Annotated in this window: 13 protein-coding genes and 1 pseudogene; 12 read left to right on the top strand and 2 right to left on the bottom strand. The window is 53.9% G+C overall.

Annotated features, from left to right (window positions below):
* Window positions 1-55 precede the first annotated feature (55 nt).
* Window positions 56-753, top strand: a protein-coding gene (locus OGY67_RS07625; RefSeq protein WP_095033700.1) for an IS1-like element IS1B family transposase whose coding sequence is annotated in 2 segments (ribosomal slippage) — window positions 56-305 and window positions 305-753 — 699 coding nt in all. Because the reading frame shifts where the segments join, the coding sequence is not laid out codon by codon here.
* A gap of 330 nt (window positions 754-1,083) precedes the next feature.
* On the opposite strand, the gene rpsT is transcribed toward OGY67_RS07625, so the two are convergent.
* Window positions 1,084-1,347, bottom strand: a complete 264-nt coding sequence (gene rpsT / locus OGY67_RS07620; RefSeq protein ID WP_003018940.1) for a 30S ribosomal protein S20 — start codon at window positions 1,345-1,347, stop codon at window positions 1,084-1,086.
* A gap of 105 nt (window positions 1,348-1,452) precedes the next feature.
* On the opposite strand from rpsT, the pseudogene OGY67_RS07615 reads away from it, so the two are divergent.
* The 7 genes and pseudogenes from OGY67_RS07615 (at window position 1,453) to rihC (ending at window position 8,465) form a co-directional block, all read left to right on the top strand.
* Window positions 1,453-1,668: pseudogene (locus tag OGY67_RS07615) on the top strand (DUF2575 domain-containing protein).
* Between the two features lie 7 nt (window positions 1,669-1,675).
* Entirely contained in the window at window positions 1,676-2,614 is a 939-nt protein-coding gene (gene ribF / locus OGY67_RS07610; protein WP_286573828.1) for a bifunctional riboflavin kinase/FAD synthetase, read from the top strand.
* Window positions 2,615-2,651: 37 nt separating this feature from the next.
* Window positions 2,652-5,468, top strand: a complete 2,817-nt coding sequence (ileS, locus tag OGY67_RS07605; protein WP_286573827.1) for an isoleucine--tRNA ligase — start codon at window positions 2,652-2,654, stop codon at window positions 5,466-5,468.
* Window positions 5,468-5,965 carry a signal peptidase II gene (gene lspA / locus OGY67_RS07600; RefSeq protein WP_003018932.1) on the top strand — a complete coding sequence of 166 codons (498 nt, stop codon included), beginning with the start codon at window positions 5,468-5,470 and terminating at the stop codon, window positions 5,963-5,965. The genes ileS and lspA overlap by 1 nt, the downstream gene beginning before the upstream one ends.
* A gap of 117 nt (window positions 5,966-6,082) precedes the next feature.
* Complete coding sequence (fkpB, locus tag OGY67_RS07595) at window positions 6,083-6,532, top strand: FKBP-type peptidyl-prolyl cis-trans isomerase (protein WP_003018929.1); 450 nt, start codon at window positions 6,083-6,085, stop codon at window positions 6,530-6,532.
* A gap of 1 nt (window position 6,533) precedes the next feature.
* Window positions 6,534-7,484, top strand: a complete 951-nt coding sequence (gene ispH, locus OGY67_RS07590; protein WP_003018925.1) for a 4-hydroxy-3-methylbut-2-enyl diphosphate reductase — start codon at window positions 6,534-6,536, stop codon at window positions 7,482-7,484.
* A 66-nt stretch (window positions 7,485-7,550) separates the two neighbouring features.
* Window positions 7,551-8,465, top strand: coding sequence for a ribonucleoside hydrolase RihC (gene rihC, locus OGY67_RS07585; RefSeq protein ID WP_286573826.1), 915 nt, complete (start codon window positions 7,551-7,553; stop codon window positions 8,463-8,465).
* Here the strand turns inward: rihC and OGY67_RS07580 are convergent, their stop codons facing one another.
* Window positions 8,466-9,374, bottom strand: a complete 909-nt coding sequence (locus OGY67_RS07580; protein WP_032942336.1) for a LysR family transcriptional regulator — start codon at window positions 9,372-9,374, stop codon at window positions 8,466-8,468. It abuts the gene before it with no gap.
* 92 nt (window positions 9,375-9,466) lie between these two features.
* Between OGY67_RS07580 and OGY67_RS07575 the strand changes: the two genes are divergently transcribed.
* From OGY67_RS07575 to carB, 4 genes are all read left to right on the top strand, one after another.
* A complete protein-coding gene (locus tag OGY67_RS07575) occupies window positions 9,467-10,099 on the top strand; it encodes an alanyl-tRNA editing protein (RefSeq protein ID WP_198802690.1) in 633 nt (210 codons plus the stop codon).
* Between the two features lie 268 nt (window positions 10,100-10,367).
* The gene (gene dapB / locus OGY67_RS07570) at window positions 10,368-11,189 is read left to right on the top strand and encodes a 4-hydroxy-tetrahydrodipicolinate reductase (RefSeq protein WP_048227117.1); all 822 of its coding nucleotides are present in this window, start codon (window positions 10,368-10,370) and stop codon (window positions 11,187-11,189) included.
* A gap of 455 nt (window positions 11,190-11,644) precedes the next feature.
* Window positions 11,645-12,793: a glutamine-hydrolyzing carbamoyl-phosphate synthase small subunit gene (carA, locus tag OGY67_RS07565; RefSeq protein WP_003829709.1), complete on the top strand. Its 1,149-nt coding sequence runs from the start codon at window positions 11,645-11,647 to the stop codon at window positions 12,791-12,793.
* A 17-nt stretch (window positions 12,794-12,810) separates the two neighbouring features.
* Complete coding sequence (carB, locus tag OGY67_RS07560) at window positions 12,811-16,035, top strand: carbamoyl-phosphate synthase large subunit (RefSeq protein WP_003829707.1); 3,225 nt, start codon at window positions 12,811-12,813, stop codon at window positions 16,033-16,035.
* The last annotated feature ends 165 nt before the right edge of the window (window positions 16,036-16,200 follow it).

The raw sequence follows: 16,200 nt of genomic DNA, 5'->3' as shown, positions 1-16,200 counted from the left end.
GGTGATGCTGCCAACTTACTGATTTAGTGTATGATGGTGTTTTTGAGGTGCTCCAGTGGCTTCTGTTTCTATCAGCTGTCCCTCCTGTTCAGCTACTGACGGGGTGGTGCGTAACGGCAAAAGCACCGCCGGACATCAGCGCTATCTCTGCTCTCACTGCCGTAAAACATGGCAACTGCAGTTCACTTACACCGCTTCTCAACCCGGTACGCACCAGAAAATCATTGATATGGCCATGAATGGCGTTGGATGCCGGGCAACCGCCCGCATTATGGGCGTTGGCCTCAACACGATTTTCCGCCATTTAAAAAACTCAGGCCGCAGTCGGTAACCTCGCGCATACAGCCGGGCAGTGACGTCATCGTCTGCGCGGAAATGGACGAACAGTGGGGATACGTCGGGGCTAAATCGCGCCAGCGCTGGCTGTTTTACGCGTATGACAGGCTCCGGAAGACGGTTGTTGCGCACGTATTCGGTGAACGCACTATGGCGACGCTGGGGCGTCTTATGAGCCTGCTGTCACCCTTTGACGTGGTGATATGGATGACGGATGGCTGGCCGCTGTATGAATCCCGCCTGAAGGGAAAGCTGCACGTAATCAGCAAGCGATATACGCAGCGAATTGAGCGGCATAACCTGAATCTGAGGCAGCACCTGGCACGGCTGGGACGGAAGTCGCTGTCGTTCTCAAAATCGGTGGAGCTGCATGACAAAGTCATCGGGCATTATCTGAACATAAAACACTATCAATAAGTTGGAGTCATTACCCCCTACCGCAGCAATCAATTATCAAATCTTACATCAGGATTGCGTTTATTCGTTTTTGAATGAACGATGTTTCTATTTGCTAAGGTGGTCACAGTTTTTTTAATAATGAAATAAAAAAAGGAAAACAGTGAAAGAAAATAACTTTCACGTATTACGCGACGCGACTGAGGAAGGGATAGCTGAAAAAACAGGCTGGTCAGGAAGAGCGTGAACGAGCGAGAACAACATCAGTGGCTAAAGAGAAAAACGTCAGATAGCAGGCATAAAAAAACCCGCTTGCGCGGGTTTTTTCACAAAGCGACAACAAGCAGGCGATTAAGCCAGTTTGTTGATCTGTGCAGTCAGGTTTGCTTTATGACGTGCAGCTTTGTTTTTGTGGATCAGACCTTTAGCAGCCTGACGGTCCACGATTGGTTGCATTTCGTTAAATGCTTTCAGTGCAGTAGCTTTGTCGCCAGCTTCGATAGCTGCGTATACTTTCTTGATGAAAGTACGCATCATAGAGCGACGGCTAGCGTTGTGCTTGCGGGCCTTTTCAGACTGAACGGCGCGCTTCTTAGCTGATTTGATATTAGCCAAGGTCCAACTCCCAAATGTGTTCTATATGGACAATTCAAAGGCCGAGGAATATGCCCTTTTAGCCTTCTTTTGTCAATGGATTTGTGCAAATAAGCGCCGTTTAAATTGCAGCACTCGTTGCGTAGTGATGGCGCAGGATTCTACCAGCTTGCGTGGCGTGAATACAGCTTTTCCACGAGAAAAATTGTATTGGCGTGCCCATGAAGGTCTGCAATTTGTTTCATAACAATGAAAACAATCCTCTTTCTGTTTCGTAGAAACAATCGCCGGTTAACGTTGACCGCGGTACAGGGTATACTTTCACGATTTTCACTGTTTTGAGCCAGACATGAAGCTGATACGAGGCATACATAATCTCAGTCAGGCCCCGCATGGGTGTGTGCTGACTATTGGTAATTTCGACGGCGTGCACCGTGGCCACCGTGCGTTGCTGCAGGGTTTACGGGAAGAAGGGCGCAAACGCAATTTACCGGTGATGGTGATGATTTTCGAGCCGCAGCCGCTAGAGCTGTTTGCGACCGACAAGTCACCTGCGCGCCTCACTCGCCTGCGCGAAAAACTGCGTTATCTGGCGGAATGCGGCGTGGACTACGTGCTGTGCGTGCGTTTTGACAGGCGCTTTGCGGCATTAACGGCGCAGACCTTCATCAGCGATCTGCTGGTTAAGCGCCTTGGTGTACAATTTCTTGCCGTTGGTGATGATTTCCGCTTTGGCGCTAGCCGTGCGGGCGATTTCTTGTTATTACAGGAAGCGGGCGCTGAGTATGGTTTTGATATCACCAGCACCCAAACCTTCTGCGAAGGCGGTGTGCGCATTAGCAGCACCGCGGTACGTCAGGCGCTGGCAGAAGATAACCTGCAACTGGCCGAAAGCCTGCTTGGGCATCCTTTTACTATCTCAGGACGTGTCGTTCACGGTGATGAATTAGGGCGCACCATCGGTTTTCCGACGGCAAACTTACCGCTGCGTCGCCAGGTTTCTCCGGTGAAAGGGGTTTATGCGGTTGAAGTGATGGGACTGGGTGACAAACCGTTGCCCGGCGTCGCCAACATCGGCACCCGCCCGACGGTAGCAGGCGTACGCCAACAGTTGGAAGTGCATCTATTGGACGTTGTAATGGACCTGTATGGTCGCCATATAGATGTAGTACTGCGTAAAAAAATACGCAGTGAACAGCGATTTGCCTCGCTGGATGAGCTAAAAGCGCAGATTGCGCGTGATGAGTTGACTGCCCGTGAATTTTTGGGGCTAACAAAACCGGCTTAATGCCTATACGAGTTTTAAATACGGAACCGAGAATCTGATGAGTGACTATAAATCAACCCTGAATTTGCCGGAAACAGGGTTCCCGATGCGCGGCGATCTCGCCAAGCGCGAACCGGGAATGCTGGCGCGTTGGACTGATGATGACCTGTACGGCATCATTCGTGCGGCCAAAAAAGGCAAAAAAACCTTCATTCTGCATGATGGCCCTCCTTATGCGAATGGCAGCATTCATATTGGTCACTCGGTTAACAAGATTCTGAAAGACATTATCGTGAAGTCCAAAGGACTCACGGGTTATGACTCGCCTTACGTTCCGGGCTGGGACTGCCACGGTCTGCCGATCGAGCTGAAAGTAGAGCAGGAATACGGCAAACCGGGCGAGAAGTTTACCGCCGCTGAGTTCCGTGCCAAGTGCCGCGAATACGCAGCGACCCAGGTTGACGGTCAGCGTAAAGACTTTATCCGTCTTGGCGTACTGGGCGACTGGTCGCATCCGTACCTGACCATGGACTTCAAAACCGAAGCCAACATCATTCGTGCGCTGGGTAAAATCATCGGTAACGGTCACCTGCACAAAGGTGCGAAGCCGGTGCACTGGTGCGTTGACTGCCGTTCCGCGCTGGCGGAAGCGGAAGTTGAGTATTATGACAAAACCTCCCCGTCCATCGACGTGGCGTTCCACGCCGCCGATCAGGACGCGGTGAAAGCGAAATTTGGCGTTTCTGACGTCAACGGCCCGATCTCTCTGGTTATCTGGACCACTACCCCGTGGACGTTACCGGCGAACCGCGCAATCTCTCTGGCACCGGATTTTGACTATGCGCTGGTGCAGATTGACGGCCAGGCTGTGATTCTGGCGAAAGATCTGGTTGAAAGCGTCATGCAGCGTATTGGCGCGGCTGAATACACCATTCTCGGCACCGTTAAAGGCGCTGAGCTGGAACTGCTGCGCTTTACCCATCCGTTTATGGGCTTTGATGTGCCAGCTATCCTTGGCGATCACGTTACGCTGGATGCGGGTACCGGTGCGGTTCATACCGCTGGCGGTCACGGTCCGGATGACTACGTCATCAGCCAGAAATACGGTCTGGAAATCGCTAACCCGGTTGGCCCGGACGGCGCATACCTGGCGGGTACTTATCCGGATCTGGACGGCGTGAACGTCTTTAAAGCCAACGACAAAATCGTTGCGCTGCTGAGCGAAAAAGGTGCGCTGCTGCACGTTGAGAAGATGCAGCACAGCTACCCATGCTGCTGGCGTCACAAGTCACCGATCATCTTCCGCGCAACCCCACAGTGGTTCGTCAGCATGGATCAGAAAGGCCTGCGCGCACAGTCGCTGAAAGAGATCAAAGGCGTGCAGTGGATCCCGGACTGGGGCCAGGCGCGTATTGAATCGATGGTTGCTAACCGTCCTGACTGGTGTATCTCCCGTCAGCGTACGTGGGGTGTGCCGATGTCTCTGTTTGTTCACAAAGACACCGAAGAGCTGCATCCGCGCGCTGTCGAACTGATGGAAGAAGTCGCCAAACGCGTTGAAGTTGACGGCATCCAGGCGTGGTGGGATCTCGATCCGAAAGATATCCTCGGCGACGAAGCTGACCAGTATGTCAAAGTCCCGGATACGCTGGACGTGTGGTTCGACTCCGGTTCAACCCACTCCTCCGTCGTGGACGTGCGTCCTGAGTTTGCAGGCCATGCGGCCGATATGTATCTGGAAGGCTCTGACCAGCACCGTGGCTGGTTCATGTCATCTCTGATGATCTCCACCGCCATGAAAGGCAAAGCACCTTATCGCCAGGTACTGACCCACGGTTTCACCGTTGATGGTCAGGGCCGTAAGATGTCCAAGTCTATCGGTAACACCGTTTCTCCGCAGGATGTGATGAACAAACTGGGCGCGGATATTCTGCGTCTGTGGGTGGCTTCAACCGACTATACCGGTGAAATGGCCGTTTCTGACGAAATTCTGAAACGTGCTGCCGACAGCTATCGTCGTATCCGTAACACCGCGCGCTTCCTGCTGGCGAACCTGAATGGGTTCGATCCGGTTAAAGACATGGTGAAACCGGAAGAGATGGTGGTGCTGGACAGGTGGGCGGTAGGTTGTGCGCAAGCGGCGCAGGACGAAATCCTGAAAGCCTATGAAGCCTATGACTTCCACGAAGTGGTACAGCGCCTGATGCGCTTCTGCTCCGTCGAAATGGGTTCGTTCTACCTCGACATCATCAAAGACCGTCAGTATACCGCGAAAGCGGATAGCGTGGCGCGTCGTAGCTGCCAGACAGCGCTGTTCCATATCGCTGAAGCGCTGGTTCGTTGGATGGCGCCGATCATGTCCTTCACCGCCGATGAAATCTGGGGCTACCTGCCGGGCGATCGTGAGAAGTATGTCTTTACCGGTGAATGGTACGAAGGTCTGTTTGGCTTAGGCGAAACCGAAGCGATGAACGATGCCTTCTGGGACGAGCTGCTGAAAGTGCGTGGCGAAGTGAACAAAGTCATCGAACAGGCGCGTGCGGATAAGAAAGTCGGTGGTTCTCTGGAGGCTTCAGTGACCCTGTACGCTGAACCTGAGCTGGCGGCGAAACTGACCGCGCTGGGCGAAGAGTTGCGTTTTGTACTGCTGACCTCTGGTGCGACGGTTGCGGATTATGCAGCGGCTCCTGCTGATGCTCAGCAGAGCGAACTGCTCAAAGGTCTGAAAATCGTACTGAGCAAAGCCGAAGGTGAGAAATGCCCGCGCTGCTGGCATTACACTACCGACGTCGGCCAGGTGGCGGAACATGCAGATATCTGCGGACGCTGTGTCAGCAACATCGCCGGTGATGGCGAACAACGTAAGTTTGCCTGATGAGTAAGCCTCTTTGTTCAACAGGACTACGCTGGCTGTGGCTGGTGGTAGTCGTGCTGATTATCGATTTAGGCAGCAAATACCTGATCCTCCAGAACTTTGCTCTGGGGGATACGGTGTCGCTGTTTCCGTCGCTTAATCTGCACTACGCGCGTAACTATGGTGCGGCGTTTAGCTTCTTAGCCGACAGCGGCGGCTGGCAACGTTGGTTCTTTGCCGGCATCGCCATCGGTATTTGCGTCATCCTGATGGTGATGATGTATCGCTCGAAGGCGACCCAGAAGCTGAACAACATCGCGTATGCGTTAATCATTGGCGGTGCACTGGGCAACTTGTTCGACCGCCTGTGGCACGGCTTCGTGGTTGATATGATTGACTTTTACGTCGGCGACTGGCATTTCGCGACCTTCAATCTGGCCGATACTGCTATCTGTATCGGCGCGGCATTGATTGTTCTCGAAGGCTTCCTGCCGTCGAAAGAGAAAAAAGCCGCATAAAAAAATGCCGGATGGCGCTATGCTAATCCGGCCTACAATATACTGCGATCCTTGTTGGCCCGGTAAGCGTATCGCCACCGGGCAAACAGGCGGCAGCAATTTTAAAGAGCAACCTGCATGTCTAAATCAGTACAGAGTAACAGTGCGGTGCTGGTGCACTTCACCCTTAAGCTCGACGATGGCTCAACCGCAGAGTCAACCCGCAATAACGGCAAGCCTGCGCTGTTTCGCCTGGGCGACGGTTCTCTGTCTGAAGGACTGGAACAACACCTGCTGGGGCTAAAAGAAGGTGATAAAACCACTTTTGCTCTGGAACCGGATGCCGCCTTTGGCGTGTCAAGTCCGGACTTAATTCAGTATTTCTCGCGTCGGGAGTTTATGGACGCGGGCGAGCCAGAAATTGGCGCTATCATGCTCTTTACCGCAATGGACGGCAGTGAGATGCCTGGCGTGATCCGCGAAATCAACGGTGATTCGATCACGGTTGATTTCAACCATCCGCTGGCCGGGCATACCGTTCATTTTGATATTGAAGTGCTGGAAGTCGAACCGGCACTGGAGGCGTAAAATGCAGATCCTGTTGGCCAACCCGCGCGGTTTTTGCGCTGGCGTAGACCGCGCTATCAGCATTGTGGAAAACGCGCTGGCTATTTATGGCGCACCGATTTATGTCCGTCACGAGGTGGTGCATAACCGCTATGTGGTGGATAGCCTGCGCGAGCGCGGCGCTATTTTTATCGAGCAAATCAGCGAAGTGCCGGATGGCGCGATCCTGATTTTCTCCGCTCATGGCGTATCTCAGGCGGTGCGTAACGAAGCCAAAGGCCGTGACCTCACGGTTTTTGATGCGACCTGCCCGCTGGTAACGAAGGTGCATATGGAAGTTGCCCGCGCCAGTCGTCGTGGCGAAGAATCCATTCTGATTGGTCACGCCGGACACCCGGAAGTCGAAGGCACAATGGGCCAGTACAGCAACCCGCAAGGGGGAATGTATCTGGTTGAATCACCGGATGATGTGCTGAAACTGAATGTGAAAAATGAAGGAAAATTATCCTTCATGACGCAGACAACGCTTTCCGTTGACGACACTTCTGACGTTATTGATGCGCTGCGTCAACGCTTCCCGAAAATTGTCGGGCCGCGCAAAGACGATATCTGTTATGCCACCACCAACCGTCAGGAAGCGGTTCGCGCGCTGGCGGAACAGGCTGATGTTGTGCTGGTGGTCGGCTCTAAGAACTCCTCTAACTCCAACCGTCTGGCTGAACTGGCCCAGCGAATGGGGAAAGCGGCGTATTTGATTGACGATGCGACCGACATTCAGGAAGCGTGGGTGAAAGAAGCGAAGTGTGTGGGCGTGACGGCCGGAGCCTCGGCGCCGGATATCCTGGTGCAAAACGTGATTGCTCGCCTGCAAGAGCTTGGTGGTGGGGAAGCGATCCCACTGGAAGGCCGCGAAGAGAACATCGTTTTCGAAGTGCCGAAAGAGCTGCGTGTGGATGTTCGTGAAGTAGAGTAAGTCTTTCCGGTTACGATTATGAGAAGATGCCAGACTTAACGTCTGGCATTTTTTTATGGAGAAACCATGCGCTTACCGATCATTCTTGATACCGATCCCGGCATTGATGATGTCGCCGCCATTGCTGCTGCGCTGTTTGCCCCTGAGCTGGATCTGCAACTGATGACCACGGTAGCAGGCAATGTGTCGGTGGAAAAAACCACCCGTAATGCGTTGCAACTGCTGCACTTCTGGAATGCGGATGTTCCGCTAGCGCAGGGAGCATCAATGCCGCTGGTGCGGCCGCTGCGTGATGCCGCTTCCGTGCACGGCGAGTCCGGTATGGAAGGGTATGAATTTGTCGAACACGACCGCCAGGCGATGGCAAAACCCGCCTTCCAGGCGATTCGCGATGCGCTGATGCATGCCCCGCAGCCCGTGACGCTGGTGGCGATTGGCCCGCTGACCAACATTGCGCTGCTGCTGACCCATTATCCTGAATGCGTATTCAACATTCAGCGTCTGGTGATTATGGGCGGCTCTGCCGGACGCGGGAACTTCACACCCAACGCCGAGTTTAATATTGCTATCGATCCCGAGGCCGCCGCGAAAGTCTTCCAGAGTGGGCTGGAGATTGTGATGTGTGGGCTGGATGTCACTAATCAGGCTATGCTTGCCCCGGACTATCTGGCGACGTTGCCTCAGCTTAACCAGACGGGAAAAATGCTGCATGCGCTGTTTAGCCATTACCGTAGCGGCAGTATGAGTACAGGGTTGCGAATGCACGATCTGTGCGCCATTGCCTGGCTGGTGCGCCCGGAACTGTTTACCCTGCAGTCGTGTTTCGTGGCGGTTGAAACCCAGGGCGAATATACCTCGGGTACGACGGTAGTGGACATTGAAGGACGCTTGGGGCATCCGGCAAATGCGCAGGTTGCGCTGGGCCTGAACGTTGAAGGTTTCCAGCAGTGGGTGGCAGAGGTATTTTCCCGCGCGCTGTAATCAGGTGTTGTGCAACGGCACCTTCTCGCTGAGATAATCAATCATCGCCCGCATTCTGGCGGGCATATGTTGATTGCGCGTCCATAGCAGCCACAGTTCCCCGCTGTAGTCGCTGATAAATTCCCATTCTGGCAGTACCTGGACAATCTCGCCATTGGCGAGTGCCTCGCTGGCGGTGAACAGTGGCAGGCTGCCGATTCCCAGATCCTTTTTTACCGCGTCCAGACGTACACCGGTGTGGTTGGCGGCGTAGCGGCCATGAGTCTGAATGGTCTCCATGCGCTCACCGCGTCGAAACTTCCAGCGTGAATCCGCAGGTGTCTCGCCAAGACTGATACAGCTATGCTCTCGCAGTGCCTGCGGGTGCTCGGGTGTACCGTGCTTGCGTAAGTATTCGGGGGTTGCGCATATCACATGGCTGACCGGCATCAGCGGTTTCCCGTACAGGCCCGGGGAGGGCGACTGACTGATGCGCAGTGCAAGGTCGACGCCGTCGTCGATTAAATCCATATACCGGTCTTCCAGCCGAAGGCAGACGTCCACTTGCGGGTAGCGCGTAAAGAATTCGGCCATCAGTGGATGAATGACAAATCGCCCCACCGCTTTCGGCACGCTGAGGGTCAGTTGCCCTTGCGCGATGGTTTGTCGACTGCTGCCTGAGTCGACGGCCATTTGTGCCGCATGCAGCATTTCCTGCGCGTGTGCATACACAATTTTGCCCGTTTCGCTGAGCGCCAGCTTGCGCGTCGTACGGTGCAGCAGCTTACTGCCCAACGCCTTCTCGAGGCGTGAAGCGCTGCGGCTAATAGCGGAAGGCGTAGCACCCGAGGCTTTGGCGGCGGCGGAGAAGCTCCCCTGGTCGATAATCAACACAAAGGTGGCAAGGTCGGGAAGAAGATTAGGGTTCATTTGTGCGTACCAGGCAAAGATGCATTGAACCAGCGCAGGATTATCGCCGTCAGTAAAGTGAATATACTCTTCCCATCAATAGGAGAGCAATCATGACTGAACGTCTTTATTACACCAGCGATAACACTGAAGGCCAGGCTAACTTACTGAGTTGCTCGGCTGAGCCGGATGGACGGTACGCGGTTGTACTGGATAGAACCCTTTTTCACCCGCAGGGAGGCGGGCAGCCTGCGGATGCGGGCTGGATTGATGATGAGCGGGTTGAAACAGTCCTCGCGCGCGGTGACGATGTGGTGCACATTGTGGCAAAACCGCTCCTCCCCGGCATCGTGAACCTGCGTGTGGATGTCGCGTTGCGTCAACTGCACGCCCGCCTGCACTCGGCAGGACATCTTATCGGCCTGGCGGGTACAGCGTTTGGCTGGCTCCCGGTGAAAGCACACCATTGGCCCAATGAGGGGCGCATTACTTTCGCCGCCGGTGAAAACGGCACGTTACCGGATACGCTATCGTTGCAGGAGAAAATCAACGCCTGGCAGGCAGACAATCTCGCCAGACAAGTGACATTCACCGACGGGTTGCGGCAGGTTGGATTTGGTCATCTCCTCGCTTATCCCTGCGGAGGGACGCATGTTGCCCATCTCTCTGAGATTGGACCGGTGACGATTACTCAGGTGAAGATGAAAAAAGGGCAAATGATCGTCAACTACACGCTCGTGCCATAAAACCACACTCGCGAAAATATCTACGCAGACTGGCTGATTTCTGCTCGTATTTCCATCGTTTTCCCATCATTTTGCGCCATACTGAGTAAGTTTGACTTCTTTCCTGTACTCCAGCAATGATTCATCCTGCGGGATGAATCATGTCTTTTACTGATATTCCCCTCTGTTTATCATTAAATTCTAATTATGGGTGTTTTCAGCTAGCGGCCTCCGGGCGCGCTGGTTACTCTGAAAACGGTTTACGCAATTTTTATAAAAGAGAATAGCTATGCATGATGCACAAATCCGCGTTGCCATCGCGGGAGCCGGAGGACGCATGGGGCGTCAGTTGATTCAGGCCACTCTCGGCATGGAAGGCGTACAGCTCGGTGCGGCGTTAGAGCGCGAAGGCTCGTCCTTACTGGGAAGCGATGCCGGAGAATTAGCGGGGGCCGGAAAAACGGGCGTTACCGTGCAAAGCAGCCTTGACGCGGTGAAAGATGATTTCGATGTTTTCATCGATTTTACCCGCCCGGAAGGCACGCTGGCGCATCTGGCGTTTTGCCGCCAGCACGGTAAAGGGATGGTGATTGGCACCACCGGCTTTGATGATGCCGGTAAACAGGCTATTCGTGATGCCGCGCAGGAGATTGCGATCGTTTTCGCCGCGAACTTTAGCGTCGGCGTGAACGTTATGCTTAAGCTGCTGGAGAAGGCGGCGAAAGTGATGGGCGATTACACCGATATTGAGATTATTGAAGCTCACCACCGCCATAAAGTTGATGCGCCGTCAGGCACTGCGCTGGCGATGGGCGAGGCGATTGCCGGGGCGCTGGATAAAGATTTAAAAGAGTGTGCCGTCTATTCGCGTGAAGGTTACACCGGCGAGCGCGTACCGGGCACGATCGGTTTTGCCACGGTGCGGGCGGGGGATATCGTCGGTGAGCATACCGCGATGTTTGCTGATATTGGCGAGCGTATTGAGATCACGCATAAAGCGTCCAGCCGCATGACTTTTGCCAATGGCGCAGTGCGTTCGGCAATTTGGCTAAAATCAAAGTCAAATGGTCTTTTTGACATGAAAGATGTGCTTGATTTACGCAGTTTATAGCTTTCATTACCCTTCGTGATGTGGTTATTGTAATCATAATTATTTGATTACATAGGGCAATATTTTATTGCCCTTTTATTTTTGGCTTCTGAATGTGTTTTTTCTTTTAAGTGGTTATTTGTCTATGTTTTGTTGGGTGATTCTGTTATCTCAATGTAAATTTTGACCAAATGGTCCACTTTTTTCTCTCTTGCATTCTGTTTTTACACTCTTTGCCTACCGCAAGCGTTTTCTACCCTGAGTTAGCTGATCTTTTTGCCTGTTAAATCGTGTGTTTTATCCCAGTGGCGCAAAATAATAATAAAAAAAGCCCTTTTGGGTAGACTTTTGTGTGAGCTATCTCTAGAATGCCGCCGTTTGCCAGAAATCCATAGGTAAGCAAATTTGCATTGATTCATGAGGTGTTAATGAATTAATATGCAAATAAAGTGAGTGAATATTCTCTGGAGGGTGTTTTGATTAAGTCAGCGCTATTGGTTCTGGAAGACGGAACCCAGTTTCACGGTCGGGCCATAGGGGCAACAGGTTCGGCGGTTGGGGAAGTCGTTTTCAATACTTCAATGACCGGTTATCAAGAAATCCTCACTGATCCTTCCTATTCCCGCCAAATCGTCACTCTTACTTATCCTCATATCGGTAATGTCGGCACCAATGAAGCCGATGCAGAATCTTCTCAGGTACATGCGCAAGGCCTGGTCATCCGCGACCTGCCGCTGATTGCCAGCAACTTCCGCGATACTGAAGACCTCTCTTCTTACCTCAAGCGCCATAACATTGTGGCGATTGCTGATATCGATACTCGTAAGCTGACGCGTTTGCTGCGTGAAAAGGGCGCACAGAACGGCTGCATCATCGCGGGCGATAACCCGGATGCGGCGCTGGCACTGGAAAAAGCAAAAGCTTTCCCAGGCCTGAACGGTATGGATCTGGCGAAAGAAGTGACCACCGCGGAGCCTTATAGTTGGACGCAGGGGAGCTGGACGCTAGCCGGTGACCTGCCGGAAGCGAAATCTGCCGATGAAATGCCGTTCCACGTTGTGGCTTACGATTTCGGCGCCAAACGTAACATTCTGCGTATGTTAGCGGACCGCGGCTGCCGCCTGACGGTTGTACCGGCGAAAACCTCAGCAGAAGACGTTCTGAAGATGAATCCGGACGGTATTTTCCTGTCCAACGGCCCTGGCGACCCGGCGCCGTGCGACTACGCAATTACCGCGATTCAGAAATTCCTCGAAACCGATATTCCGGTATTTGGCATCTGCCTCGGCCATCAGCTGCTGGCGCTGGCGAGCGGTGCGAAGACCATTAAGATGAAGTTTGGCCACCACGGCGGTAACCATCCGGTAAAAGATATTGATAACAATACCGTGATGATCACCGCACAGAACCACGGTTTTGCCGTAGATGAAGCCTCCATGCCTGCCAACCTGCGCGTGACTCACAAGTCACTGTTCGACGGCACCTTGCAGGGGATTCATCGTACCGATAAACCGGCGTTTAGCTTCCAGGGGCACCCTGAAGCGAGTCCGGGTCCGCACGACGCTGCACCGTTGTTCGACCACTTTATCGAGTTAATTGAGCAATACCGTCAGTCCGCGAAATAATCAGGAGTAAAAGAGCCATGCCAAAACGTACAGACATAAAAAGTATCCTGATTCTGGGCGCGGGTCCGATTGTTATCGGTCAGGCGTGTGAGTTTGACTATTCCGGTGCGCAGGCGTGTAAAGCCCTGCGTGAAGAGGGTTACCGCGTTATTCTGGTGAACTCCAACCCGGCAACCATCATGACCGACCCGGAAATGGCCGATGCCACATACATCGAGCCGATTCACTGGGAAGTGGTGCGCAAAATTATTGAGAAAGAACGCCCGGATGCGGTGCTGCCAACCATGGGCGGTCAGACAGCGCTGAACTGTGCGCTGGAACTGGAACGCCAGGGCGTACTGGCTGAGTTCGGCGTGACCATGATTGGCGCAACGGCGGATGCCATTGATAAAGCGGAAGACCGTCGTCGCTTCGATATCGCGATGAAGAAGATTGGTCTCGACACCGCACGTTCAGGCATCGCTCACACCATGGAAGAAGCGCTGGCGGTTGCCGCTGACGTTGGCTTCCCGTGCATTATCCGCCCTAGCTTCACCATGGGCGGCACCGGTGGCGGTATCGCCTACAACCGCGAAGAGTTCGAAGAAATCTGCGAACGCGGTCTGGATCTTTCCCCAACCAACGAGCTGCTGATTGATGAATCACTGATTGGCTGGAAAGAGTACGAGATGGAAGTGGTGCGTGATAAAAACGACAACTGCATCATCGTCTGCTCCATCGAAAACTTCGACGCGATGGGCATCCATACCGGTGACTCCATCACCGTAGCACCTGCCCAGACGCTGACCGACAAAGAATATCAAATCATGCGTAACGCCTCGATGGCGGTACTGCGTGAAATCGGCGTAGAAACCGGCGGCTCTAACGTCCAGTTTGCGGTAAACCCGAAAAACGGTCGCCTGATTGTCATCGAGATGAACCCGCGCGTATCCCGCTCCTCGGCGCTGGCGTCCAAAGCTACTGGCTTCCCGATTGCAAAAGTTGCCGCCAAGCTGGCCGTAGGTTACACCCTCGACGAACTGATGAACGACATCACCGGTGGCCGTACTCCGGCTTCGTTTGAACCGTCCATCGACTACGTTGTGACCAAAATTCCACGCTTCAACTTCGAGAAATTCGTTGGTGCTAACGACCGCCTGACCACGCAGATGAAATCTGTCGGTGAAGTGATGGCGATTGGCCGTACCCAGCAGGAATCGTTGCAGAAAGCGCTGCGCGGTCTGGAAGTGGGCGCGACCGGCTTCGACCCGAAAGTAAGCCTGGACGACCCGGAAGCACTGACTAAAATCCGTCGCGAGCTGAAAGACGCTGGCGCTGAGCGTATCTGGTACATCGCCGATGCCTTCCGTGCTGGCCTGTCCGTCGATGGCGTGTTCAATCTGACCAACATCGACCGCTGGTTCCTGGTGCAGATTGAAGAGCTGGTACGTCTGGAAGAAAAAGTCACCGACCTTGGCATCAACGGCCTCGACGCTGACTTCCTGCGCGTACTGAAGCGCAAAGGCTTCGCCGATGCGCGTCTGGCGAAACTGGCCGGCGTTCGCGAAGCGGAAATCCGCAAACTGCGCGACCAGTACAATCTGCACCCGGTCTACAAACGCGTGGATACCTGTGCGGCAGAATTTGCCACCGACACCGCTTACATGTACTCCACCTATGAAGATGAGTGCGAAGCGAACCCGTCCGTTGACCGCGATAAAATCATGGTGTTGGGCGGTGGTCCAAACCGTATCGGTCAGGGTATTGAGTTTGACTACTGCTGCGTACACGCCTCGCTGGCGCTGCGCGAAGACGGTTACGAGACCATCATGGTCAACTGTAACCCGGAAACCGTTTCAACTGATTACGACACCTCTGACCGCCTGTACTTCGAACCGGTCACGCTGGAAGACGTACTGGAAATCGTTCGTATCGAGAAGCCGAAAGGCGTCATCGTACAGTACGGCGGACAGACCCCGCTGAAGCTGGCGCGTGCGCTGGAAGCGGCAGGTGTACCGGTTATCGGTACCAGCCCGGATGCCATCGACCGCGCGGAAGACCGCGAGCGTTTCCAGCAGGCGGTTGACCGTCTGAAGCTGAAACAACCGGCGAATGCTACCGTAACGGCTATCGAACAGGCTGTTGAGAAGGCGAAAGAGATTGGCTACCCGCTGGTAGTGCGTCCGTCGTATGTTCTCGGTGGTCGCGCGATGGAAATCGTCTACGACGAAGCCGACCTGCGTCGCTACTTCCAGACCGCAGTCAGCGTTTCTAACGATGCGCCGGTACTGCTGGACCGTTTCCTTGACGATGCGGTTGAAGTGGACGTGGACGCTATCTGCGACGGTGAAATGGTGCTGATTGGCGGCATCATGGAGCACATCGAACAGGCGGGCGTGCACTCCGGTGACTCCGCATGTTCTCTGCCTGCTTACACCCTGAGCCAGGAAATTCAGGATGTGATGCGCCAACAGGTGCAGAAACTGGCCTTCGAACTGCAGGTTCGCGGTCTGATGAACGTCCAGTTTGCGGTGAAGAATAACGAAGTTTACCTGATTGAAGTGAACCCGCGTGCGGCACGTACCGTTCCGTTCGTCTCCAAGGCAACTGGTGTACCGCTGGCGAAAGTCGCGGCGCGCGTGATGGCCGGGAAAACGCTGGCACAGCAGGGCGTAACCAAAGAAGTTATCCCGCCGTACTACTCGGTAAAAGAAGTGGTGCTGCCGTTCAACAAGTTCCCGGGCGTTGACCCGCTGTTAGGGCCAGAAATGCGCTCTACCGGGGAAGTGATGGGCGTGGGCCGTACCTTCGCGGAAGCGTTCGCCAAGGCACAGTTGGGCAGCAGCTCCACCATGAAAAAACAGGGTCGTGCACTGCTCTCCGTTCGCGAAGGCGATAAAGAGCGCGTGGTTGACCTGGCAGCGAAACTGCTGAAGTTTGGCTTCGAGCTGGATGCGACGCACGGGACCGCGATTGTTCTGGGTGAAGCGGGTATCAATCCACGTCTGGTGAACAAGGTGCATGAAGGTCGTCCGCACATTCAGGATCGTATCAAGAATGGCGAGTACACCTATATCATCAACACCACCGAAGGTCGTCAGGCGATTGAAGACTCCAAGCTTATTCGCCGCAGCGCGCTGCAGTACAAAGTGCATTATGACACTACGCTGAACGGCGGTTTCGCCACCGCGATGGCGTTGAATGCCGATGCCACCGAGAAGGTAACCTCGGTGCAGGAAATGCACGCGCAGATCAAAAAGTAATAAACAAAAGGTCCGGTGAATATTGCTCTAACCGGATCTGTAATATAATTTTGAAAGGGTTTCTGTAAAGAAACCCTTTTTTTGTCTTGCGTAAGGTCATTCCTGGACAAGTCCGTTTCCGTAACCACATTTTCAATGTAATAAGCACGATATTGCTCACACTAA

The organism is Citrobacter sp. Cpo015 (assembly GCF_030333035.1).
In the GTDB taxonomy this organism is placed as follows: Bacteria; Pseudomonadota; Gammaproteobacteria; order Enterobacterales; family Enterobacteriaceae; genus Citrobacter; species Citrobacter portucalensis.
This window is presented reverse-complemented; position numbering and strand designations above follow the sequence as displayed.

Coding starts and splice junctions, on each gene's coding strand:
- ispH (WP_003018925.1), top strand. CDS start 6,534: ATGCAGATCCTGTTGGCCAACCCGCGCGGTTTTTGCGCTGGCGTAGAC.
- carB (WP_003829707.1), top strand. CDS start 12,811: ATGCCAAAACGTACAGACATAAAAAGTATCCTGATTCTGGGCGCGGGT.
- fkpB (WP_003018929.1), top strand. CDS start 6,083: ATGTCTAAATCAGTACAGAGTAACAGTGCGGTGCTGGTGCACTTCACC.
- ribF (WP_286573828.1), top strand. CDS start 1,676: ATGAAGCTGATACGAGGCATACATAATCTCAGTCAGGCCCCGCATGGG.
- OGY67_RS07580 (WP_032942336.1), bottom strand. CDS start 9,374: ATGAACCCTAATCTTCTTCCCGACCTTGCCACCTTTGTGTTGATTATC.
- rihC (WP_286573826.1), top strand. CDS start 7,551: ATGCGCTTACCGATCATTCTTGATACCGATCCCGGCATTGATGATGTC.
- lspA (WP_003018932.1), top strand. CDS start 5,468: ATGAGTAAGCCTCTTTGTTCAACAGGACTACGCTGGCTGTGGCTGGTG.
- ileS (WP_286573827.1), top strand. CDS start 2,652: ATGAGTGACTATAAATCAACCCTGAATTTGCCGGAAACAGGGTTCCCG.
- OGY67_RS07575 (WP_198802690.1), top strand. CDS start 9,467: ATGACTGAACGTCTTTATTACACCAGCGATAACACTGAAGGCCAGGCT.
- dapB (WP_048227117.1), top strand. CDS start 10,368: ATGCATGATGCACAAATCCGCGTTGCCATCGCGGGAGCCGGAGGACGC.